General features: G+C 63.5%; 22 protein-coding genes. 13 read left to right on the top strand and 9 right to left on the bottom strand.

What is annotated here, in order from left to right; genetic code table 11:
- Window positions 1-168: 168 nt before the first annotated feature.
- The 6 genes from E3T47_RS02660 (at window position 169) to E3T47_RS02685 (ending at window position 5,874) form a co-directional block, all read left to right on the top strand.
- The gene (locus E3T47_RS02660) at window positions 169-1,416 is read left to right on the top strand and encodes a cytochrome P450 (protein ID WP_166805584.1); all 1,248 of its coding nucleotides are present in this window, start codon (window positions 169-171) and stop codon (window positions 1,414-1,416) included.
- A 5-nt stretch (window positions 1,417-1,421) separates the two neighbouring features.
- On the top strand, window positions 1,422-2,396 hold the full coding sequence (locus tag E3T47_RS02665; protein ID WP_134554082.1) for an aldo/keto reductase: 975 nt from the start codon (window positions 1,422-1,424) through the stop codon (window positions 2,394-2,396).
- Window positions 2,393-3,136, top strand: a complete 744-nt coding sequence (locus E3T47_RS02670) for a creatininase family protein (protein WP_134554083.1) — start codon at window positions 2,393-2,395, stop codon at window positions 3,134-3,136. Before E3T47_RS02665 ends, E3T47_RS02670 begins: the two co-directional genes overlap by 4 nt.
- A gap of 24 nt (window positions 3,137-3,160) precedes the next feature.
- Window positions 3,161-3,463, top strand: coding sequence for a GntR family transcriptional regulator (locus E3T47_RS16720; RefSeq protein WP_134554084.1), 303 nt, complete (start codon window positions 3,161-3,163; stop codon window positions 3,461-3,463).
- A 738-nt stretch (window positions 3,464-4,201) separates the two neighbouring features.
- Entirely contained in the window at window positions 4,202-5,434 is a 1,233-nt protein-coding gene (locus E3T47_RS02680; protein WP_134554085.1) for an FAD-dependent oxidoreductase, read from the top strand.
- Window positions 5,431-5,874, top strand: a complete 444-nt coding sequence (locus E3T47_RS02685; RefSeq protein WP_134554086.1) for a flavodoxin domain-containing protein — start codon at window positions 5,431-5,433, stop codon at window positions 5,872-5,874. Before E3T47_RS02680 ends, E3T47_RS02685 begins: the two co-directional genes overlap by 4 nt.
- Window positions 5,875-5,904: 30 nt before the next feature.
- Here E3T47_RS02685 and E3T47_RS02690 read toward each other — a convergent pair whose 3' ends face one another.
- Window positions 5,905-6,966: a LacI family DNA-binding transcriptional regulator gene (locus E3T47_RS02690; RefSeq protein WP_166805585.1), complete on the bottom strand. Its 1,062-nt coding sequence runs from the start codon at window positions 6,964-6,966 to the stop codon at window positions 5,905-5,907.
- Window positions 6,967-7,216: 250 nt separating this feature from the next.
- Between E3T47_RS02690 and E3T47_RS02695 the strand changes: the two genes are divergently transcribed.
- The 4 genes from E3T47_RS02695 (at window position 7,217) to E3T47_RS02710 (ending at window position 11,378) form a co-directional block, all read left to right on the top strand.
- Window positions 7,217-8,263, top strand: a complete 1,047-nt coding sequence (locus tag E3T47_RS02695) for a substrate-binding domain-containing protein (RefSeq protein WP_134554088.1) — start codon at window positions 7,217-7,219, stop codon at window positions 8,261-8,263.
- Window positions 8,264-8,396: 133 nt separating this feature from the next.
- A complete protein-coding gene (locus E3T47_RS02700) occupies window positions 8,397-9,491 on the top strand; it encodes an ABC transporter permease (protein ID WP_134554089.1) in 1,095 nt (364 codons plus the stop codon).
- Window positions 9,488-10,258: an ATP-binding cassette domain-containing protein gene (locus tag E3T47_RS02705; RefSeq protein WP_134554090.1), complete on the top strand. Its 771-nt coding sequence runs from the start codon at window positions 9,488-9,490 to the stop codon at window positions 10,256-10,258. The genes E3T47_RS02700 and E3T47_RS02705 overlap by 4 nt, the downstream gene beginning before the upstream one ends.
- A 97-nt stretch (window positions 10,259-10,355) precedes the next feature.
- Window positions 10,356-11,378, top strand: a complete 1,023-nt coding sequence (locus tag E3T47_RS02710) for a sugar phosphate isomerase/epimerase family protein (protein ID WP_338419366.1) — start codon at window positions 10,356-10,358, stop codon at window positions 11,376-11,378.
- Here E3T47_RS02710 and E3T47_RS02715 read toward each other — a convergent pair.
- Window positions 11,368-12,390, bottom strand: a complete 1,023-nt coding sequence (locus E3T47_RS02715; RefSeq protein WP_134554091.1) for a Gfo/Idh/MocA family oxidoreductase — start codon at window positions 12,388-12,390, stop codon at window positions 11,368-11,370. The genes E3T47_RS02710 and E3T47_RS02715 overlap by 11 nt on opposite strands.
- A gap of 165 nt (window positions 12,391-12,555) precedes the next feature.
- Here E3T47_RS02715 and E3T47_RS02720 point away from each other — a divergent pair, with 165 nt between their 5' ends.
- Genes E3T47_RS02720 through E3T47_RS02730 form a run of 3 tightly spaced genes read left to right on the top strand, consistent with a single transcriptional unit; the run spans window position 12,556 to window position 15,346 of the window.
- On the top strand, window positions 12,556-13,515 hold the full coding sequence (locus E3T47_RS02720; protein ID WP_134554092.1) for a sugar ABC transporter substrate-binding protein: 960 nt from the start codon (window positions 12,556-12,558) through the stop codon (window positions 13,513-13,515).
- Window positions 13,512-14,552 (top strand): ABC transporter permease, encoded by a 1,041-nt coding sequence (locus E3T47_RS02725; RefSeq protein ID WP_134554093.1) that lies wholly within the window; start codon window positions 13,512-13,514, stop codon window positions 14,550-14,552. Before E3T47_RS02720 ends, E3T47_RS02725 begins: the two co-directional genes overlap by 4 nt.
- Window positions 14,549-15,346, top strand: a complete 798-nt coding sequence (locus E3T47_RS02730) for an ATP-binding cassette domain-containing protein (RefSeq protein WP_134554094.1) — start codon at window positions 14,549-14,551, stop codon at window positions 15,344-15,346. Before E3T47_RS02725 ends, E3T47_RS02730 begins: the two co-directional genes overlap by 4 nt.
- 66 nt (window positions 15,347-15,412) lie before the next feature.
- On the opposite strand, the gene E3T47_RS02735 is transcribed toward E3T47_RS02730, so the two are convergent.
- From E3T47_RS02735 to E3T47_RS02765, 7 genes are all read right to left on the bottom strand, one after another.
- Complete coding sequence (locus E3T47_RS02735; protein WP_134554095.1) at window positions 15,413-16,177, bottom strand: GntR family transcriptional regulator; 765 nt, start codon at window positions 16,175-16,177, stop codon at window positions 15,413-15,415.
- Between the two features lie 79 nt (window positions 16,178-16,256).
- Window positions 16,257-17,399: a cysteine desulfurase family protein gene (locus E3T47_RS02740; RefSeq protein WP_134554096.1), complete on the bottom strand. Its 1,143-nt coding sequence runs from the start codon at window positions 17,397-17,399 to the stop codon at window positions 16,257-16,259.
- Between the two features lie 3 nt (window positions 17,400-17,402).
- Window positions 17,403-18,281 (bottom strand): carboxylating nicotinate-nucleotide diphosphorylase, encoded by an 879-nt coding sequence (gene nadC, locus E3T47_RS02745; protein ID WP_134554097.1) that lies wholly within the window; start codon window positions 18,279-18,281, stop codon window positions 17,403-17,405.
- Entirely contained in the window at window positions 18,275-19,900 is a 1,626-nt protein-coding gene (gene nadB / locus E3T47_RS02750; protein ID WP_134554098.1) for an L-aspartate oxidase, read from the bottom strand. Before nadB ends, nadC begins: the two co-directional genes overlap by 7 nt.
- A 1-nt stretch (window position 19,901) precedes the next feature.
- The gene (nadA, locus tag E3T47_RS02755) at window positions 19,902-21,236 is read right to left on the bottom strand and encodes a quinolinate synthase NadA (protein WP_134554099.1); all 1,335 of its coding nucleotides are present in this window, start codon (window positions 21,234-21,236) and stop codon (window positions 19,902-19,904) included.
- Between the two features lie 36 nt (window positions 21,237-21,272).
- Window positions 21,273-21,992 carry an NUDIX hydrolase gene (locus E3T47_RS02760; protein ID WP_241981866.1) on the bottom strand — a complete coding sequence of 240 codons (720 nt, stop codon included), beginning with the start codon at window positions 21,990-21,992 and terminating at the stop codon, window positions 21,273-21,275.
- Between the two features lie 91 nt (window positions 21,993-22,083).
- Window positions 22,084-22,854, bottom strand: a complete 771-nt coding sequence (locus E3T47_RS02765; protein ID WP_241981867.1) for a polyprenol monophosphomannose synthase — start codon at window positions 22,852-22,854, stop codon at window positions 22,084-22,086.
- Window positions 22,855-22,858: the final 4 nt, after the last annotated feature.

The raw sequence follows: 22,858 nt of genomic DNA on the forward strand, positions 1-22,858 counted from the left end.
AGTGTCATGACTGAAATCCCTCAACTTCGAGCCTCGGGGACGGGATGTTTTCATCTCGCATCCACGCCCTCCGAAGTCACTGCTGAGTTGCCGGGGCCACTGGAGACAATACCTGTCCCTGTGCCAGGAACGAAGGAGACGGTCGACAAGCCAGGGGATACTCGTCCCGTGGATCTCACGATTGACTACGACCCTCTGTCCTATGCTGTGTACGACTATCCATACGACACCTACAGGCGATTGCGGGATTCCGCCCCCGTGTATTTCAACGTGGACCGAGAACTTTACGTCGTTTCCCGATATGACGATGTGCGTGCGGGCTTGGCCAACGATGCCCAGCTGGTCAATTGCCTCGGCAACGATATCGATGGAACGCATGACTCCTATGGGGCCGGGATGCTCGTCGCCGAAGACCCTCCCCGTCACACGAACTTGCGGGCAGCCATCCGCCGCACGTTCGCTGCCCGCGAGATTCTGGCCAAAGAGCACGGCGTTCGCATCTTCGCGCGAAGCCTTCTTGCAGACATGCATGCCAAAGGCGGCGGGGATTTCGCGAGCGATTTCGCTTTGCCCATGTCCATCGGGATGGGCATCTCTTTGCTCGGTTCGCCGCCCGAGGACAACACAGCGTTCGTGGAACACCTGTGGCGTGCAATGGAACGCACGGTGGGCAAATACGGCATCCCGGATGACGCGGCGGTAGCCAATGGCGAGACCGAAGAGCTTCTTGCCCGCCGTTTCGCCGAGCGCCGAGCCGCGATCGCGGCCGGCGCGGCCACAACCGGCTCTGATGCGTATACGCAGATCTTATTGGCATCCCAGAAGGGGAAGGTGTTGGAAGCTGAGCAGGACGGACTGGCCCATCTCATTCTCTCCGCTGCTAGCGACGCTCCAGCGGCCTTGCTCACCAATATTATTTATGTGCTGGATAAATTCCCACGTATCCAAGGACACCTGCGCATGAACCCGGAGTTGATCACCGCGTTCGTGGAGGAAACTTTGCGGTACGAAACACCGGGCCAGAATGTATCGCGTCAGACGACGGAGCAGATCGTGATCGCCGGAGTCATCATCCCCGCCGATTCCCGGGTGATGTTTCTGCAAGGGTCCGCGAACAGGGACGAACGCGTTTATCAAGACCCCGATGTTTTCGACATCAGTCGGGAGTTCACGCCGAAGAACCGCATCATGTCCTTTGGTGAAGGTATCCACGCGTGTATGGGTGCCCCGTTCGCGCGTATGGCCGCAAGGATAATGGTCGAGGAACTTGTGAAAGGACCCGACGTTCGTGTCGTCGGCACGCCTGAACGGTGGGTGAAGCAATTGGTGCGCGGATTTTCCGTTCTCCCCGTCGAGTTTGCCGATCCTGGCAGCGGTGTCGCCCACCAGCATTTCACCCTAGGAATTGAAAGGTAGGTTCAATGCAATATCGATCTTTTGGTAGGACTGGATGGGACGTCAGCGAGATCTCGTTTGGTGCGTGGCAGATTGGCGGGCAATGGGGACAGGTCGACGACGAAGAGTCAATTGAGACGCTGCTCGCGGCATACGCGCAGGGCATCAACTTTGTCGATACAGCCGAGTTTTATGGAGCCGGTCACAGCGAAGAAGTCATCGGTGAATCGCTGCGTCGTTGGGATGGCAAACGTATTTATGTCGCCACCAAAATTCAGCCCACTCGTTGGCCGGACGCGGACGAAAACAACCCACAAATGCGCGGCCGCTACCCCGACTGGTATCTGCGGAACGGCGTCGAGCGCGCGTTGACCCGGCTCGGTGTTGAACGACTTGATCTTCTTCAACTCCACTGCTGGGTTACCGATGGACTCAACACGCTGGATTGGCTGGAAACCCTTAATGCGCTTCGGCTCGAGGGCAAGGTAGACAAAATCGGGGTTTCGATTCGGGACTACCGCCCCGATGAAGGGGTCGATCTTGCAAATCTCGGTCTAGTCGACTCCATCCAGGTCATTTTCAACCTGTTCGAGCAACGTCCGGTCACCACTTTGTTCCCAGCCGGAGCGCGAACGAAGACCGCATTCATAGACCGAGTCGCCTTCGACTCGGGCTCCCTCAGCGGTCAGTGGACTCCCTCCACCTACGACTCGTGGGAGGTTGGCTCGCAGCAGCATGAGATGTTTCGCGGTGAACGGTTCACCGAAACTCTGGAACGCGTCGAAGCGTTGAAAGCGATCTGCGCCCCGTATTACTCCACTCTGGCGGAAGCTGCAATGCGATACGCCCTAAGTTCGCCAGAGGTCTCAACCGTCATCGCGGGAATGAGCACTCGGAGAAACGTCGAGCGAAACGCTGCGTACTCCGACGGTCAGCCGTTTCCCACGGCACTACTCGACCAGCTTACGGAGCACAACTGGCCCAGAAACTACTACAAATGAGCGACGCGAAGCCTCGACAAGTTCAAATCGAATTTCTTTCCCCCGCCGAACTCGACGCAGCTTTGGCTGTTTCGCCCATCGTGTATCTGCCGCTGGGGACGATTGAGTTTCATAGTTCGCATCTGCCGGTCGGCCTTGACGCTCTAACCGCCCACGGGCTGTGCATCGATTCCGCGCGACGGACCGGCGGCTTGGTCCTCCCGCCTCTGTACCAAGGCACCGGGGGAGGGCATGCCGATTATCCGTGGACGATAATGATGCCCACAGCGACGGCAATCCGGTCTAACGTGCAGCAGACCCTGCAGCGGTTAAGTGATTTCGGAGTTCGGAAAACGGTCTTATTTACCGGTCATTTTCCTGGCGAACAGCTCGATCTCATCGACGAGCTGGCCGCCGAGTGGAACACCAACGGAACCAAGACGATGCGGGTTTTGGCGACCGGTGTCAACCGGTGCACCGAGGCACCCCTCGCTCCCGACCATGCGGGGGTATTCGAAACCACTCTGATGCACTCGTTTTGGCCCGAGTTGGTACATCTCGAGCGGCTACCGCCTGCGGACACGAATCCGGCCGTAGACCCGGGTGATGACGACCAAGGTCATCATAGACATGACTCCACCCATCCGTTGTGGGGAATTTTTGGCCCAGACCCGCGCCGTCTAGACCTATCAGGCAGCGGTATCCTACGCGAGTTTCTTGTTGGGTGGCTCAGCCGGCTGGCCGCAGAAGAGGTGGTTTGATCGGTGCAGCACGCGCAATGAACCATGGCTGGATTCGATGTTGAGCACGATTCCCCTTTGAGTGCGCGGGGTCAAGTTCACAGACACTTGCGCCAACACATCGACAGCGGAGAATTCGCCGCTGGCGACTGTATCCCCACCGAGCTGACGCTCAGTGCGCCGTACGCCTCTAGTCGTGTAACGATTCGCCGGGCTATTGGAGCCCTTATCGAGGAGGGAAATGTGCGTTCTCGTCGCGGGTCAGGCACGTTTGTCACCGATAATGCGCTGGCCTTGGTGTGTGAGTTTGACCTAGCCAGCCCGTGGAAAAAAACAATTACTTATTGAGTGCCACGATGCACGTTCCCACGAAATCCCGGCAGCCGACGACGCGCCCGTTTCGAGCGCCGTGGCGTCCGCATGCGGTCAAAAAATCCCGTTGATGCGTCTTCACTCTTCCCTCACGGTACATACCGTCAACGCTGTGCCTATCGGGATTACCGAGGCGTGGCGCACCGAGCAATGGGGGCGCACAGCTTGCACCGCCGACCGTCGAGATGATCAGGCACCGTTAGTGGCCGGATGTTTCGCTGAAGTTGGTTTTGTCACGTCGTTCCAGGCGCACCAATTGCAGTCACACGTCGATATTCCCTCGTCGTCGTCGCACGTACACATTTCGCTCTCTCTGGCGTGATAGCAGAGTAGGCACGGACCACCTGGCTGGGAAGCCGTGTCAGACTCGCGTATATCCGCCGCCTCGTGGCCAGCCAGATGGACGTGGCCGACCGTTTCACAGCCGTCGAGCCAATACCAAAGTGACCTTAAGTCATCGGCGTCGGCGGTCGTTACCAGCTGCGTTGCAGCCCAAACCTGCATCGCTACGTATCAGAGCGTCAATCGAGATGTGCTCCCGAAAGGCAAATGAACTGCCGCGGGCTTTTCGGCGGCTAGTGTCCATGCACGCCTCGACCATGTGTAGCGGGTCTGCGCTATCGATTCAATTGGGTACTGGCACGTGCTAGTAAATGATGCTATATTGACCTGACAAAGTTCGAATCGGCCCACAACTGCAAGGGAGCAGCAGCCATGAGTGCACCAGTGGGCAATGCGAGCGCTCCCGCCGCACACTCCATCGCGATTGTAGGCAGCGGTCCGGCGGGCTGCTACGTCGCGCATTTCTTACGCAAACGCTGGCCCACCTGCGAAATTGTGATTTTCGAACGGCTGGAACTGCCCTACGGGCTCGTGCGGTACGGAGTGGCACCGGACCACGTCGGCACGAAGGCTGTGGCACGGCAGTTCGACCGTCTCTTTGAACAGGGCGGCGTGCGCTTTGTCGGTGGCTTCGAGATCGGCGCTCAGTTTAGCGTTGACCAGTTGCGCGCAGCATTCACCGTCGTCGTGCTCGCGACCGGTCTCTCGGCGGATCGGGCCCTCGACATTCCCGGCCCGGCGGCGAACGGGCCTTCGGTAAATACCGCCCTGGCCGGAATCTACGGTTCGGGGCGGCTCACTCGACTGATCAACGGCCACCCCGACGAGAACGTCGAGGGTATTGTGATCGGCACGAGAGTGGCGATCATCGGGCAGGGCAACGTTGCGATCGACCTGGTGCGCATGCTCCTGATGTCGGCGGATGAGTTGCGCGGTCACGGGGTGGCTCAGGACGTCGTCGACGCCTTGGCGGCCGATCCGGTGTGCCACATCGATGTCGTCGGTCGATCCTGCCTGAACCGGGCAAAATTCGATTCCGCCATGATTCGCGAGTTGGCCAAGATTCCCGACGTGCGCTTTATGGTCGACCCGGATGAACTGCCTGAAGCGGATTCGGATTCGGATTCGGGGGACGCCGGCAAACGGGAGGCCGTAGTCAGCCTCATCAAAGCTGACTCTTACTCTGATTCCGGCCGCACCGTACGATTTCACTTCGGCTGGGTGCCGGAAGGAATCGACGGCACCGACTCGGTTGAGGGCGTGTTGCTCCGCAGCACGGACGGGAGCCGACCGAGCGTGCGGCTAACGGCGAACTCCGTGCTCACGGCCATCGGCTTTCTCGAATCAGTGGATGCTCCGCTGCGCCGCCACCTGTACGAATCCGTCGATACCGACCTCGAAATCGGGCGGCTGGCAGCCGGACTGTACTGCGTCGGCTGGCTCCGTCGCGGGCCGCAGGGCACGATCCCCGCAAACCGTACCGACGCGAAGATGGTCGCCGACGCCATCGGTGGCGCCGCCGACGCCGGCGAATTTCCCTCAGGTAAGCCCGGATTCGCTGGACTGCCCGTATTGACCTCCACCTCGAGAATGGAACGTTCATGAGCACAACCGTCATCCTCTACGGAACCGAATCCGGCAATGCCGAATTGGTCGCCGAGGACCTGGCTGCCGAGCTGGAGGGAGACCGGGAGGTTTCCGTCTACGACATGTCAGATTTCGACGTCGCCGACTTCAGTACCGACGACTTCTACCTCGTCGTCTGCTCTACGCACGGCGACGGGGAACTCCCCGGTGGCGCCAAGCCCCTCTTCGAGGCGCTCAACAGGGAGCACCCGGACCTGTCGGGCATCCGTTATGCCATGTTCGGGCTCGGCAACAGCACCTACGAGACCTACAGCCAGGGCAGCGAGATCATCGACTGTCGATTTACCGCACTCGGGGCCGAGCGGGTGGGCGTCTATGGCCGTCACGACGCTTGTGATGGATCGCTCCCGAACGACGGCGCGGTTGAATGGGCTCGCGGTCTTCTCGCGCTGGTCTAGGTGCGCTGGCCGGGTCCGTTGGGCAACTGACTACCGCGAGGGAACAGCTGTGCTGCCGCGAACGACCAGCCGGGCGCTCGTGAAAACCTCGGTGCCCATCGACCCACTGTCGGTGATCCGGCCGATGGCCGCGCCCATAGCAGCCTCGCCGACCTCTTTGGGGTCCTGACGCACCGTCGTGAGGTTCATGAACGACAAGCGCGCGACGCGACTATCATCGAAACCGGTGATCGAGACATCCGCTGGAATTCGAACCCCCGCGGCCGTGAGGGTGTGGCTGAGGCCGAGGGCGGCCTGATCGTTACTGCAGACGATGGCGGTCGGGAGTATCGCGCGGGCAAGTAGGATGCGCGCAGCGGTCGCCCCGCATTCTTCGGTGTAATCTCCCCGAACTTCGAGAATCTGCTCGGTGAGGGCGAGCCGCTGCACAGCCGAACGATAGCCGGAAAGCCGCAAGGCGCCATCCAGCATGTCCATGCCGTGTACGTAGACGACGTCAGTATGGCCGAGGCCGGCCAGGTGTACCACGACGGATTCGATTCCGCTATCGCCCTGCGAGCGAACGAAGTCGAATTCACTGTCGGGGATGCCCCGGCCGATGACGACAATGGGAATCTGCCCGGCAACGCGACGCAGCAACTCCGGTGACGATCTTGGAGCGATCAGGATGAGCGCTTCGCATCGATGGCCGACGATCTCGGTGATCGCCTCGCTTTCTTCCCTGCTCGGTGTCAGCGCGCTGACCACGAGCCGATAGCCGGATTCATGGGCGACAGCATAGAGCCACTCGATGATTTCGACCGGGGCCGAGTGGGCGGGATCGAAGATGACCCCGATGTATTTGGTCGAACCGGCGCGCAAGGCGCGGGCCGCCGTGTTCGGGCTGTAGCCCAGAACGCGAGCGGCCTCCAAAATCTTCTCGCGGGTATCGGCGCCGACACCCGCAGCATTCCGAAACACGAGCCCCACGAGCTGGCGAGACACGCCGACCCGTTCAGCGACATCGGCCATCGTCGGGGGTCGCGTGCCTTCGCGCGGCGATGTTGCGGATGACGTGTCGATCATGGTGGGTCCCTTCGGAGCAAATTTCATCGTATCGCCGTAGTCGTCTTGCGGAGTTTCCGCCCACTCCACCGTCCCGTTTGTCACCGTTTGATAACGGATGACCAACTCGGTAAATTCAGGACTTGTGCTGCTCGAGTTAATTACGTAAGAATGTCCTAACAAAGAATCTGTCGTCATCCGGTCCCCCGCTATCGCCAGTTTTTTGCAGTGCAGCTGCCCTTCACCCCGGCAGGACAGCACAAATCACACTCCGTTCTTTTGAAAGGGACACAACGACGTGAAACTCACTCTCTCCACCAAACGCGGCCTCGTCGCCGTGGCTGTCGCGAGCACGGCCATGCTCGGCCTGGCCGCCTGCACCGGAACCGAGACGACCTCGGTTTCCTCCAGTGCTTCCGGTCTTGAGTCGGGCTTTGGCGCCCGCGCCGAGAACCGCGAGGCCTACTTCATCACCTACTACAACCCGGCATCGGACGCCTTCTGGGCTCAGATTCTCGCCGGCGCAGAGGATGCTGCCAAGCTGGGTAACCTCAGCCTCACCCACCAGACCGCTGACGCCGACCCGGCAACAATGGTGACCCTGGTCCAGACCGCAATCGCCACAAACCCGGCCGTGATCTTCATGCCGTTCAACGAGGGTGAAGCCTGGGTCGACGTCGCCTGCCAGGCTCACGATGCAGGCATCACCGTTATCTCCTATAACGTTCCTGCCCCCGACACTGCTGGCGAGTGCGTCTCCGGATTCGTCGGCCAGGACTTCTACGAGGTCGGCGGTATCGTCGGCCAGGCGCTCCTCGACTCCGGCAAGGTTGAGCCCGGCGACAAGGTGCTCATCACGGCAGAAGAGCCCGACCAGCCCTATGCGCTCCAGCGCGGTGGCGGAGCCTTCGATGTGCTCGACCAGGCTGGCATCGGAGTCCTTCCGCAGGACCAGTGGCTCCGAGTGGGCGGCGACGATGCCGGCGCGCTCGACGCACTGACTTCGTGGCTCGTCGCCAACCCCGACGTCAAGGCTGTCATCCCCGTCGGTGGCACACCGCACCGCAACCTGCCCGCCGCTCTCGAGGCCGCTGGCCTCAGTGACGTTGCGATCATCGGTTTCGACACGGCTCCCCAGATCGTGCAAGGGCTGAAGGACGGCGTCATTCTCGCCACCGCAGACCAGCAAGGCTACGTTCAGGGCTTCCAGTCCACCATGCAGGGTGTGCTTTCACTGGACTTCGGTTTCTCGCCGGCGAACATCAACTCCGGCGGTCTCGGTCTGATCACCGAGGAAACCGTCGCCAACATTGAAGCGAAGGACCTCCAAGGCATTCGCTGGTAGCTGGCTGCTGCTGCACGGTTGTTGTTCACCTCGGTGACCGGGGCCGATCGTCTCCTCGATGATTGGCCCCGGCCCACTCCTCACTTAGAAAGTCCCCGGCACCTTCATCTCAAGTGCTCAAAGGAAAGAAGCCATGTCAGACACCCCCCCCGGCCGTAGAGGCCCCATCCTCGAAGTGCCGCTTCCGACCGAAGCGATCTCGGTCAGGCGCAAACCGGCCGGTGAGCCCGAATCGTTCTTCGGCCGAATGAACTACAACCTGCAGTTCATTCGCGGTCGCGGCGCTCTCGAGATCAGCATCGTTCTGGTCGTGCTGCTCGCCGGCTACGTCATCGCGAGCCTGATCTCGCCTACCGGCTTCGCCTTTCTCAACCCCAACAACCTGTCGGGCGTGATCTCGCAGAGTGTGCCGGTGCTGGCAATCCTGGGTCTCGCCGCCGGCATCCTGATGATTTCCGGGGAGTTCGATCTCTCCCTCGGTGCGAATATCACCCTCAGCGCCATCGTGTTCATCAAGACTTCGGAAGCTGCCGGATTGTGGCTCGGCATCGCCGCCGGTATCGGCACCGGTGTCGCCGTCGCGCTCATCAACGGCATCATCGTCGTCTACACCAAGATCCCCTCCTTCATCGCCACCCTGGGCATGAGCTTTTTCTGGATGGGGGCGGGCATTTTCATCAACGGCACGTCACCCGCCGCGCTGACCACATCGCGCGAGGGCACCATGGAGTACCTGTTCGCGCACAACTTCGGTTCGTTCCGGTCCCAGCTGGTGTGGCTGCTCATCATCGGTGTTCTGGCCTGGTTCTTCATGCACCGGCACAAACTCGGCAACCACATCTTCGCCGTCGGCGGTAACCCTGCCGCAGCCGAGGCCATCTCCATCAAGACCAAGCGCGTCAAGCTCATGTCCTTCGCCATCTTCGGCGGGCTGGTCGGGTTCGCAGCCATCCTGATTGCGGTGCGTACCTCGTCCATCCAGCCCGGGGGCACAGCGACCGAGGACTTCACGCTCTTCGCAATCGCCGCCGCTGTCGTCGGTGGCACCTCCCTGACGGGCGGTCGCGGCAGCGTCATCGGGATCATCGTCGGCGCTGCGTTGATCGAGCTCATCCGCAACGGATTGCTGCTGGCCAAAGCACCCGGCTTCTACATCACCCTGTTCGTCGGCGTCACCATCGTTATCGCGGCGATCTTCAACAAGCTCATGGAAGGGAAAGCGCGATGAGCGAGGCACTGCTTCGAATCGAAGGCGTATCCAAGAAATACGGCCCGAACACCGTCCTCAACGACGTGTCGTTTGAAATCGGTGAGGGCGAGGTCGTCGGCCTTCTCGGCGACAACGGTGCCGGAAAATCCACCCTGGTCAAGATCATGTCTGGTGTGGTGGATTCGACCGCCGGCGACTTCTACTGGGACGGCCAGAAGATCGACAAGATGAACCGAAACGTCACTGAACGGTTGGGCGTTGAAACCATCTTCCAGGATTCCGCTCTCGTGCCCCAGATGACGATCACCCGCAATATCTTCATGGGCCGTGAGGTCACCAACCGGTTCGGCTTCATGAAGATGAAGGAAATGGATGCCGTCGCGGCCGATGTTCTCGACAGCGTCGTGACCATTGAGGGAATCAAGAGCCCGAAGCAACTCGTGAGTTCGCTATCGGGTGGGCAGGCCCAGGCCGTAGCCATCGCTCGCGCGGTGCACTTCAAGCGCAGCCTGCTCATTCTGGACGAGCCGACGTCGGCGCTGGCGGTGCGTGCCACCGAGGCTCTGCTTGGTTACCTCACGCAGTTGAAGGGCGAGGGAGTGAGCTCCGTGCTCGTCACCCACAACCTGCACCACGCCTTCCAGGTCTGCGACCGTCACATCGTGATGAATCACGGAAAAAAGATCATGGATGCCCGCCGCGAAGACACGAGCGTCGAGGAACTGACCGCTGCCGTCGTCGAGGGCGCCGTCGGTCTGGCGCGATTCCGTGCGGGAACTTTCTAACGGACTCACTTGAATGCGGCCCCTGCGGAGACGTCGGGGCCGCAATCGATTTTGCGGCACAAAAATTCGAACGCTCTCCGGCACTTCCAAATACATCTTGGAGAAAAACTTGAAACTCGGCGTCTACACAGCCATCCTGCACGATCGCGACCTGCCGGCGGCGCTCGATGCCCTGGTCGAACTGGGCCTGAACGGTGCCGAGATAAACTCCGGCGGATTCCTTCCGCCGCGGCATCTGCCGATCGACGCCGTCATGGCCAGTGAGAGCGCCAGGGACGATTACCTTGGGCTGTTCGACGAACGCGGCATCAAGCTCACCGCGTTGAACTGCAACGGCAACCCGTTGCACCCGGATCCCGAGGTTGGCCTGATTCAGGGGCAGGACGTCTTCACCTCAATCGCCGTCGCACAGCGACTCGGGGTGAAACGTGTTATCACAATGTCGGGGCTGCCCGCCGCCCACGCCGGGGGACTGCGCCCTTCGTGGGCGGTGAACCCGTGGAACAGCGTCGACATGGACACGCTCGACTACCAGTGGCAGGAAGTCGTGATTCCGTATTGGCGCCGCGTAAACGAGTTCGCCGCGGCGCACGACGTCAAGGTGGCCATTGAAATGCACCCGCAGAATGTCGTCTTCAATCCCTCCACGCTGGTGCGCCTGGTCGACGCCATCGATGCGACCCACGTGGGGGCCGAAATGGACCCGTCACACTTGTTCTGGCAACAGATCGATCCGATCAAAGCCATGGAATACCTCGGTGAGCTCGTCTACTGCGCTGCCGCCAAAGACATCCGAATCAACGAGGCCGTCGCGATCCACGGCGTGCTCGACGACCGGTTCCGTCGGGTACCCGCAGCGGAGCATCCGCTGTCTCTCGGCGGTAAATACACGCTGTGCGAGTGGCCGCAGGACTCAGCCTGGGATTTCGTGGCCGTCGGCCTGGGTCACGACCAGGATTTTTGGAATCGATTCGTCGCGACGCTCGATCGGATCGCTCCCGAAGCCGACCTGGCCATCGAACACGAAGATGCGTCCCTGGGCCGGCTCGAGGGGCTGCGGGTCGCGGTCGACACGCTCAGCATCGCCCTCGCCGCCGCGGAGCATCCGTTCAGAGGGTGATGATGCAGTTTCGCTCGGCGCTGAGGAACGCCGCGTCCAGGACCTCCAGCGTGCGAACGCCTTCACTGGCTGGCACAGGTTCGGGACCGTCGCCTCGGGCGGCCCGCGCGAAATCCCTGTAGAAGTCGGCGTAATTGCCTTGTTGGGACGGAATCGTCCTGGTCTCGTTCGCGGTAGCGAGGGTGCCCCAATATTCGCGGGCATCAATTCCCCACGTTTCGGGCGAGTCGGCGGGACGGTGGCCGGCGAAGAGAGCCTGTGCCTGCACATCCGTTCCCGATGACACGTAGCTGCCCTCGCTCCCGTAGGCCCGAAACTCTCGCGTCGTTACGTGATTGAGCTTGCTCGACGAGACCGTTGACGTTACTCCGGATGAGTGCGTGAGTGTCACGACGAAGCCGCAGTCGGTGACGTCGCCGAATCGGTCGGTCAGATCCAGGGCTGCGTGGACGTGCGTGGCGGGGCCTAGCAGCCATAACATCTGGTCGATCAGGTGGCTGCCGACGTCTCGAAGTAGGCCCCCGGTGGGACCGGTCTCCATGGTGGCCGGATCGTCCAGGTCCATCAGTGAATGCACGCGCCAGACCTCACCGAGTCGACCCGAGGCGAGGACAGATGCGAGGGTGAGGATATCGGAGTCGCGGCGGCGGTTGTGGTACACGTTTAGCATGACACCGGCGCGTTCGGCGGCCTTGGCTAGTTCGCGCCCGCCGACCGCGTTCGGCGCGAACGGTTTGTCGGCGACGATGCTCACGCCGGCTTCGATCGCTTCCAGAACCAGGGCGCGGCGGGTTGTCGGCGGCGTTGTAATGGTCACGGCGTCAACTCCAGCCGCAAGCATGGCGGTGAGACTGGGGAAGATTGGTACGCCGGGCAGGTCCGATTCGACTGCGGCACGGGTGGCGGCCGACCGGGCAACGACGCCGACGAGGTCGACGCCCTCTGCGGCCTGAATGAAGGGCGCGTGAAAGTGTTTTCCGCCCGTGCCATATCCGACGATTCCGATGCGCATGGTGGATCCTGTTCTGTTGCTATTTTCTCAGCAGTGAGGACTAAGCAAATTGTTATAACAATATAACATGGCTCCCATGCGGATCCATCTCGAGTCTGTGATGTGGATCGCGTACGGTATTTTCACGCTCGACAGTCCACAATGGATGCAACGAAGGTTGCTGATATGAAAAAGAACAAAATCTGGGTCGCCGCGCTCATCGCTATGCCCTTGGCCGTGGCAGGATGCACGGCCACCACAGGAGACACGACGACCGCCGCATCCGCTGAGATTGTCATTGCTATGGTCACCCACGGCTCTCCGGGCGACACCTTCTGGGACGTCGTCAAGAGCGGTGCTGAGCAGGCTGGCACCGATCTGGGCGTAACCGTCACATACCAGGGCGATGGCGACCCGGTCAAGCAGAGCCAGCTGATCGACGCGGCCATCGCCGCGAAGCCGGACGGTCTCATCGTCTCGATGGCCAACCCCGACGGTGTCAAGAACGCGGTTGAAAAGGCCGTCGCCGCCGGAATCCCGGTGATCACGATCAACTCCGGCCTCGACCAGTCCAAGGAATTCGGTGCACAGACCCACATCGGTCAGAGTGAGTTCATCGCCGGCCAGGGCGCGGGGGAGCAGCTCGCCGAAGGCGGCGTCAGCAACGTCATCTGCGTCATTCATGAGGCCGGCAACACCGGGCTGGAAGAACGTTGCAATGGGGCAGCTGACACCCTCGGCGGCACGGTCACGAACGTTCAAGTCGACGTCGCGAACGTCGCGGACGCTCAGAACACCATCAAGAGCAGCCTTCTGGCCGACGCGTCCATCGATGGCGTGCTCACCTTGAATCCGGGCATCGCCGTTGCGGCCAGCCAGGCGATCGAAGAAGCCGCCAGCACGGCACAACTGGCGACCTTCGATGTATCCTCCGACGTCACCCAGCTCATCCTCGACGACAAGATCCTGTTTGCCGTAGATCAGCAGCCCTACTCCCAGGGCTACCTCCCCGTGACCTTCCTCACCCTGCAGGCGCGCAACGGCGACGTTGTCGGCGGCGGTCTGCCGGTCTACTCCGGCCCCGGCTTCGTCACCAAGGACAACGCAGATCAGGTCGCGAAGTTCGCGAAGAATGGAACGCGATGACCCTCACCGCACCTGCGGTGATCGATGAACGGATCAAGCCCACCGGTCTGATCCAAACGCTGCTGCGCCGACCCGAGGTCGGCGCAGCAGTTGCCGCCCTCGCCATTTTCATCTTTTTCTCAGTCTCCACTCAGGCGTTTCTGACGCCGGCGGGTGTGGCCACCTGGCTCTACTCCGCGTCGTTGTTCGGTATTATGGCCGTCGCGGTCGCCCTGCTCATGATCGGCGGAGAGTTCGACCTCTCCGCTGGGGCAATGGTCGGTACGACGGGACTGATCGTTGGGATCATCACGACCGAGTGGGGCGTTAATATCTGGCTCGCCCTCGTTATCGCCCTCGCTATTGCCTTGGCCATCGGTGCGGCAAACGCTTTCGTGGTGATGAAGACGGGTCTGCCGAGCTTCATCGTGACGCTCGCCACGTTTTTCATTCTGCAGGGGGTGAACCTCGCCGTCACGAAGATCATCACCGGCACCGTGTCAATCCAGGGCATGAGCGCCGTGCCCGGCTTCGACGCCGTCAAGGTGTTCTTCGGCTCCTCGTTCAGCCTGTTCGGCATGGACATGAAGATCTCCATCGTCTGGTGGCTCGCTATTACAGCTCTCGCCACCTGGATTCTGCTGCGTACCCGCTCGGGAAACTGGATCTTCGCGGTCGGTGGACAGGTCACCAGCTCCCGCCAGGTCGGCGTGCCGGTGATGAAGGTCAAAATGGGCCTGTTCATGACCACGGCCGGTGCCGGCTGGCTGGTCGGAATGCTGCAGCTCTTCGATGTATCGACCGTGCAGGCCACCACCGGAATCGGCCAGGAGTTCATCTACATCATCTGCGCCGTGGTCGGCGGCTGCCTGCTGACCGGAGGCTATGGGTCGGCCATCGGTGCGGCGCTCGGTGCCCTGATCTACGGCATGACCCTGCAGGGCATCGTGTTCGCCCAGTGGGACAACAACTGGCTCAAGGCCTTCCTCGGCGGGATGCTGCTGCTCGCCGTGCTCGTCAACCTCTATGTACGCCGCCAGGCAGGAGTCCGCTCATGACGCACGCAGAGGCATCCGCTGTCCCGCCCATTCTTGAAGTTCGAGACATCGGAAAAACTTACGGCTCCATTTTGGCGCTGCAGGGTGTGTCAGCCTCGGTCGGGGTCGGTGAGGTCCTCTGCGTGCTGGGGGATAACGGTGCCGGCAAGTCGACCTTCATCAAGATTCTGTCCGGGGCACACGTGCACACCCAGGGAAAGCTTCTCGCCTACGGGGTCGAGCGCACCTTCGGTAGCCCGCGTGAGGCCCTGGATTTGGGGATTGCGACGGTCTACCAGGATCTCGCCGTGGTTCCACTGATGCCGGTCTGGCGCAACTTCTTTCTGGGATCGGAGGTGACCCGCGGGTTTGGTCCGTTCAGCCAGTTGGACGTCAAGGGCATGCGCCGGATCACCAAGGAAGAACTAGCCAGGATGGGCATCGACCTGCGTGATGTCGACCAGCCGATCGGAACCCTGTCGGGCGGTGAACGCCAGTCGGTGGCCATCGCGCGAGCCGTGTACTTCGGCGCCAAGGTCGTCATCCTCGACGAGCCGACCTCGGCCCTGGGCGTCAAGCAGGCCGGTGCGGTGCTCAAGTACATCGCGCAGGCCCGGGATCGCGGTCTCGGTGTGGTGTTCATCACGCATAACCCGCACCACGCGTATCCCGTCGGCGATCGGTTTCTGCTGCTCAAGCGTGGCACCAGCCTCGGCGACTTCAAGAAGAGCGAGATCACTATCGAGGAGATGACCAAGCTCATGGCTGGCGCAGCAGAACTCGACGCGCTGGCGCACGAGCTCGCTCGCCCCTAGCTCGCCTCACAAAGAAGTCTGGCCGTCTGACCCTTTGGGGGGTTCAGGCGGCCAGACCTGTTCGTGCTATTTCTCCACCAGGGTCACTTCGAAAGAGTAGAGGTCTGGCCGGTAGCAGTGCTGGCCGAACTCGACCGCGCGACCGGAATTGTCGAAGGCGGTGCGATCCATCGTGAGCAGGGCGGAGTTCTTTTCAATCTCCAGCAGGGCGGATTCTTCGTTGGTGGACTTGCGGGCACCGATGTGCTGGCGGGCCACGCGCATCGTCACGCCGCGCGAACGCAGCACCTGGTACAGGCCGTGCGCCACGAGATCGTTGGATTCGATGCCGATGAATTCCCCGGGCAGCCAGTTCTCCATGACGGCGACCGGCACGTCATCGGCCAGTCGCACCCGGCGCAGGTGCAGCGTGGGACTACCCTCCTCGACTCCAAGGCGCTCGGATATTCTCGCATCCGCTGGCTGCGATTCGAGGGTCAGCAGATGGGTGGAGGGCACTTTGTGCGTGTTCGTGAGGTCGTCATAGAGGCTCGTCAGTTCGACCTTGCGGGTCACCTGGCCGTGCACGACCTGCGTGCCGATGCCGCGACGACGCACGAGAAGACCCTTGTCGACGATTTCCTGGATGGCGCGGCGCACGGTCGGGCGGCTGAGTCCCAGCCGCTGACCGAGGGCGACTTCGTTTTCGAGACGTGACCCGGCGGGTAGTTCGCCGCTGAGGATGGCCTTCTCGATGCGCTGGGAGACCTGAAAATACAGGGGAATGGGGCCGGATCGTTCCAGATCCATGAACAGACCCATGGGAAAGGCTTTTTCTTCCTGCACGCTCATGTGACCCCTTCGCTGACAAACCAATAACTTTGGCTAATTGTCATGACAATATCAGGTCATGCTGACGGGCGTCAGTATTTCAGGCACCCAGCCGGGCCACCGCGGCGACGGCGACACGAACGGATGCCGCCGCCTCGGCCGCCTCTGCCGCCGTCGTACCAACGCCCAGCGTGAACCGCACCGCCGTCTGAGCTATGTCGGCCGAAAGACCCATCGCCGTGAGCACGTGCGAAGGCTCGCTGCTTCCAGCCGCGCAGGCGGACCCACTCGAGCAGACGATGCCACGCTGTTCGAGTTCGAGCAGCACAGCCTCGCCGCTCGTGCCCGGAAACACGAATGACGCGGTACCCGGCAGGCGTTCGGTGGCGTGGCCGGTGAGGCGGGCCGACGGCGTCTGGTGCAGCACGGTCTCAATGAACTCATCGCGGAGGGCGCTCGTGCGGTTCGCGGAGGCGGCGCGCTCCCCGACGGCCAGGCGCAGGGCAACGGCCAGGGCGACCGCCCCGGCGACGTTCTCGGTGCCGCTGCGTTTGCCGCGCTCCTGGCCGCCACCGTGCAGCAGCGGTTCGATCGGCAGGCGCCCGCGCAGAAACACCGCTCCGATGCCGGGGGGAGCGCCGAGCTTGTGTCCGGACAGACTGAGGGCATCCACGCCGAGCCTCGTGACATCGAGGTCGAGCCAGCCGCCGGCCTGCACCGCGTCGGTGTGGAACGACACGCCGGCCGCGTGGGCAGTTAGGGCGAGCTCGGCGAGGGGCTGCACCGTGCCGACCTCATTGTTGGCGTAGTGCACCGAGACGAGGGTCGTGTCGGTGCGGAGCGCGCGGGCCAGTCCGGCGGGGTCGACGCGGCCGGCGGCATCCACTGGCAGCAGGGTGATGTCGAAACCGTGCAGCCGGCGCAGGTAGTCGCAGGATTCGAGTACGGCCTCGTGCTCGATCGCCGTGGTGATCAGGTGGCGGCCGCGCGGGGCCCCGAGGGCGATCCCCTTGATCGCAAGGTTGTCGCTCTCGGTGCCGCCGCTGGTGAACACGATTTCGCCGGGGCGGCAGCCAAGCGATCGGGCCACACTGGTGCGCGCCTCCAGCAGCGCGGCAGCCGCGCCCTCACCGACCACGTGGTGGCTCGACGGGTTGCCGAAACTGCCGGCCAGGTGCGGCCACAGAGCTTCAAGCGCCTCGCGACGCACCGGGGTCGTCGCGGCATTGTCGAGGTAGATCATGGGTTAGAGCGTGAACCCGGCCGGCGTGTTCACCCGAATGGCGATGTCGAGGCCGAGGTCGAGGGAGTGCACGCTGTGCGTGAGCGCCCCGACCGAGATGACGTCGACACCGGATGCCGCAATCTCGCTCACCGTCGCGAGTGACACTCCGCCGCTCGCCTCGACGATCGCCCGGCCGGCGACCTGCTGCACGCCCTTGAGCAGATCTTCCGGGCTGAAATTGTCGAGCATGATCGTGTCGATGCCGGCGGCGAGGACGTCCTCGATCTGGTCGAGGCGATCGACCTCCACCTCGAAGTGTGTGGTGTGCGAGAGCCTCGCGCGCACCATTCTCAGCGCTTCGGTGAGGCCGAGCGGTCCGGCAGCGAGCACGGCAAGGTGGTTGTCCTTGGCCATGACGGTGTCGGAAAGGCTGAACCGATGATTGTGGCCGCCGCCGTCGCGCACGGCCGCTCGCTCCATGGCGCGCAGGCCGGGAGTCGTTTTGCGGGTGTCGACGATGCGGGCCGTGGTGCCGGCCGTTTCGGCGACGTACCGGGCTGTCAGGGTGGCGATTCCGCTCATCCGCTGCACGAAGTTGAGGCCTATGCGCTCTGCCTGCAAGATGCCGCGGGCCGGGCCGGTCACCTCGGCGAGCGTGGCGCCGGTGTCGAAGTGGTCGCCGTCGGCGACGAACTGGCGTATCTCGATGCGCGGGTCGGTGAGGGCGAAGGCGGCGGCGAACACGGCGCCGCCGCTGAAGACGCCGGGTTCGCGCGCTTCGAGCCTGGCCGTCGCGACGGCGTCTTCGGGAATGAGTACCGCCGAGGTGAGGTCGCCCCATGGAGCGTCCTCATCGAGGGCGGCCTGCACGACGACGGTGATGGAGTGGTTGGTCAGCATGCGATGGCCTCCTGGGCCGGAACGAGTTCGAGTGATTGCGAGCGGGACCAGGCCAGTTCGGGTCGGGTGTCGGGGAAGTCTGAGCGGTAGTGTGCGCCGCGAGACTCTTCGCGGGCCAGGGCGGCGGCCACGAGCAGCCGGGCGAGGCCCAGCAGGTTGCGGTCTTCGAGGGCGGTGACCGAGGTGCTGTTGGCGGGTGGTGCGGACCAGTCGTCGAGGGCTGCGGCTGCGGTGCTCAGCCCGGTGCCGGAGCGGTGCACGCCGGCGAAGTCCCAGAGCAGTTGCTGCAGGGTAGAACGATCGACCCCGCCGAAATCGGCTGACGGTGCTGTGATGGCGGTCTCGTGGGGCAGGCCCTGGATCGAGCTGGCGGCTAGCGGATGGGAACGGTTTTCGGGTTGGGTTGCGTGCAGGATGTGGGGGGTGGGCGTGGTGGGTGTGCGCAGTGGCCACGGCTGGCCAAGCGCGCGAACGGCGCGGTCGGCGAACACTGCAGCCTCGAGCAACGAGTTGGAGGCGAGTCGGTTGGCACCGTGGGCTCCGGTGCGGGCGACCTCGCCGACGGCGAACAGACCGGGCAGGCTGGTACGGGCCCAGGCATCCGTTTCGACGCCGCCCATCCAGTAGTGCGCGGCCGGCGCCACCGGTATGGCAGAGACCGCCCAGTCGAGTCCGGCCGCCCGGCAAGCGGCCGTGATGGTGGGGAACCGGGTTTGGAGCAGCTCGCGCCCGAGCGCGGTCGCGTCGAGAAGCACGGGGGCGCCGTTTTGCCGTTCCATCTGGCGGGCGATGGCACGGGCCACGACGTCGCGCGGCGCGAGTTCAGCGTCGGGGTGCGCGGCGAGCATGAACCGCTCGCCGAGTGCACTGCGCAGCACGGCGCCTTCGCCCCGCACCGCCTCCGACACGAGCGGGGTGCCGGGTACCGCGAGGGCGGTCGGGTGAAACTGGTAGAACTCCAGATCGGCGACGGATACCCCGGCTCGATACGCTGCCGCTACTCCGTCTCCGGTCGCGACCGAGGGATTGGTGGTGTGCGTGTACAGGGCGCCGGCACCGCCGGTGGCGAGGATGACGGCGTCGGCGTTGATGTCCTGCTGCACACCGTGGGCCTCGAGCACGCGGGCACCGCGCACCACGCCCTCGTCAACCAGCAGGTCGACGAGCATGGTGTGCTCTCGCACGTCGATGGCGGTACGACCTCGCACGGTCGCCACGAGGGCCGCTTCGACCGCGGCCCCGGTCGCGTCGCCGCCGGCGTGCACGACCCGCGAACGGGAATGGGCAGCTTCGAGCCCGCGGGCTACGCCGGAATCGTCGCGATCGAAGTCCACGCCGAAGCGGATGAGGTCGCGCACCCGCGCCGGACCTTCCTCGCAGAGCACTCGAACGGCGGCCGGGTCGCACAGTCCGGCGCCGGCGCGCAGGGTGTCGAGCACGTGGGCGTCGACGGAGTCGTCGCGAAACAGGGCGGCGGCGATGCCGCCCTGCGCGTAGCGGGTGTTACTCTCGGGCAGCACCGACTTGGTGACGAGCACGACCAGGTGGCCGGCATCCGCTGCCCGCACCGCGGCCAGCAAACCGCCGAGGCCGCTGCCGATGACGAGAACCGACGACATATCAGGCGCCGACCAGCACATCATCGATTGGCACAGCGGATGCCGGCGGCCGGGCCGCCAGCATCCGCTCGAGGGCGACGCGGGCATGCCCGGCCACCTCGGCCGACACCGTGATCTGGTTGAGCACCTCACCCGGGGCTTCGCCGCCGCCGAGGAGAGCTTCGAGCACCCAGGCCAGGTAGCCGGCGTGGATGCGGTACATGGTCGAGCAGGGGCAGATCACCGGGTCGAGGCAGAAGATCTCGTGCTCGGGGTGCTGGGCGGCGAGCCGGTTGACGAGGTTGATCTCGGTGCCGATGGCGAAGGTCGTTCCCGCGGGCGCGGCGGCGATGGCCTTGGCGATGAAGTCGGTCGACCCGGCCGAGTCGGCGGCGTCGACGACCGCCATGGGGCATTCCGGGTGCACGATGACCCGCACCCCGGGATGTTCGGCACGGGCGGCGTCGATCTGCGGCACGGTGAAGCGGCGGTGCACGCTGCAGAAGCCGTGCCACAACACGACTCGGGCGGCGTCGAGTTCGGCGGCCGTGTTGCCGCCGAGCGGTTTGGTCGGGTTCCACATCGGCATGGCATCGAGCGGTACACCCATGGCCTTGGCGGTGTTGCGGCCGAGGTGTTGGTCGGGAAAGAACAATACCCGCTGGCCGCGTTCGAAGGCCCACTCGAGAACCGTCTGGGCGTTCGACGAGGTGCAGACGATGCCGCCGTGCTCGCCGCAAAAGCCCTTGAGCGCGGCGGAGGAATTCATGTAGGTGACCGGAATCACCGGAACCCGGCCGGAGGCATCCGCTTCGGTGCCGTAGAGCGCTTCGAGCTGCTCCCAGCACTCGGTGACCGAGTCGATGTCGGCCATGTCCGCCATTGAGCAGCCGGCAGCGAGGTTCGGCAAAATCACGGCCTGCTCCGGGCCGGAGAGCAGGTCGGCGGTTTCGGCCATGAAGTGCACGCCGCAGAACACGATCGCAGCCGCGTCGGGGCGACTCTGGGTGGCCTGGGCGAGCTGAAAGCTGTCGCCGACGAAATCGGCGTGCCTCAGCACCTCATCGCGCTGGTAGAAGTGGCCGAGAATGACCACCGAGTCGCCGAGCACATTCTTGGCTTCGACGATGCGGGCGCTGAGCTCTTCCGGCGAGGCGGTACGGTAGCGCTCCGGCAGCGCGCCCTGGCGGGGCGACCCGGCCGGAATCACGTCGCCCATCGACGCCCCGGGGCCGTACCCGGGAGTGCCGGCGTCGAATTTCCACGGCGACGTCGCCAGGTCGGGGCTGCACGTGCTTCCGGCGGCTTTGCCGGTACCGATGAGACGAATGGTGGTCTCGACCGAGGGAATCATCATGGTCGTACTCCTTGACAGTGAAGGGAAAAGAGGGGGTTAGAACGTCTGTTCCGGTGGGTCGTGCTCGCTTGCCCGTTCCTCGTACCGGTAGAGCCGGGCGGGCCGATGCCGGGCCCCGGCCACGTGCTGGTCGGTGCTGATCACGCTGCCCGACGCCTCGATCGACCGGCGAAAATTGGCGGGGTCGAGTGCCTTCTGCAACACGGCCTCGTGCACCTCGCGCAGCTGGGCGAGGGTGAAGGTGTCACCGAGAAAAGCGTGCGCGATACGCGCATATTCCACCTTGGTGCGCAGCCGCCAGAGGGCGTATTCCACAATTCGGTTATGGTCGAAGGCGAGCGGCGGCAGTGAATCGGCGGCGAACCAACGCACGTTCTCACCAACGGATGCCCGCTCCGCAACCTCCGAACGCACCAGTGCCCAGTACACGACGGAGACCACCCGCAGCCCGGGGGAGCGGTCGATATCGCCGAAGGTGTAGAGCTGCTCCAGGTAGCGCGGGGATAAGTCGGTCGTCTCGCGCAGGGTGCGGGCGGCGGCCGCGGCGAGTTCCTCGTCGGCCGGCAGCCAGCCGCCGGGCAGCGCCCAGAGCCCGAGGTGCGGATCGCGGGTGCGCCGCACGAGCGGCAGCCACAGGGTCTTGAGCCCGGACTCGTCATCGGGTCGCAGGGCGAAGATCACGGTCGATACCGCGAGGGTCGCCTGAGCGTTGCCGCATTCGAGCGGGCTGTGATCGGTTAAATGATGGTCCAGCACGGGGATCCAGTCGTAAAGGTCAAGGTGACTTTAACTGCTGGCTCCATCATATAGTCAAAATGACTCAAACCCCGTTTGTGATGAAAACCGATTAAGCCTCGCGCGCGGCAGCGGCCGCAGCGCGGGCGCCGGCCCTGCTGATGCCCATGCCGGTGACACCCCACAATGTCACCCGGGCCATCGCTTCGACGGCGATGCGCGGACTCATCTTGGACGACCCACGTACCCGCTCGACAAAGGTGATCGGCACTTCGACGACACGTAGGTCGGCGCGCACGGCGTGCAGCAGCATCTCAATCTGGAAGCAATAACCCAGGCTGTCCACGCTCGAGAGGTCCATGCGCTCAAGGGCACGAGCCGAATAGACCCGGTAACCCCCGGTGGCATCCCGTTGCGGCAGCCGAAGCAGCAGGCGGGAGTACAGGGATCCGCCGCGCGACAGAGCTCGGCGATGCCAGGGCCAATTCTCGATGGCCCCACCGGGCACCCAGCGTGATCCCATCACTACGTCGGCCGTTTCGGCGGCAGCCAGCAGACTTGCGAGTTGCTCTGGCAGGTGAGATCCATCGGCATCAAGCTGCACCAGTTGGGTGTAGCCGCGACTCAGGCCCCAGCCGAAGCCGTCGAGGTACGCCGCTCCGAGGCCGGTCTTCTCGGTGCGGTGCAGCACGTGAACGTTCGAATCCTGGGCCGCAATGCTATCGGCGAGCGGGCCGGTGCCGTCGGGGGAAGCGTCATCGACGACCAGAACGTGTGCCTCGGGCACACTCGAGCGCAGCCGATCCACGATCGAGGCGATGTTTTCGGCCTCGTTGTAGGTCGGAACGAGTACCAGGGTGGTCGGCAGGGAATTGGTGGGCACGGGG

The organism is Cryobacterium ruanii (genome assembly GCF_004404055.1).
Lineage (GTDB): Bacteria > Actinomycetota > Actinomycetes > Actinomycetales > Microbacteriaceae > Cryobacterium > Cryobacterium ruanii.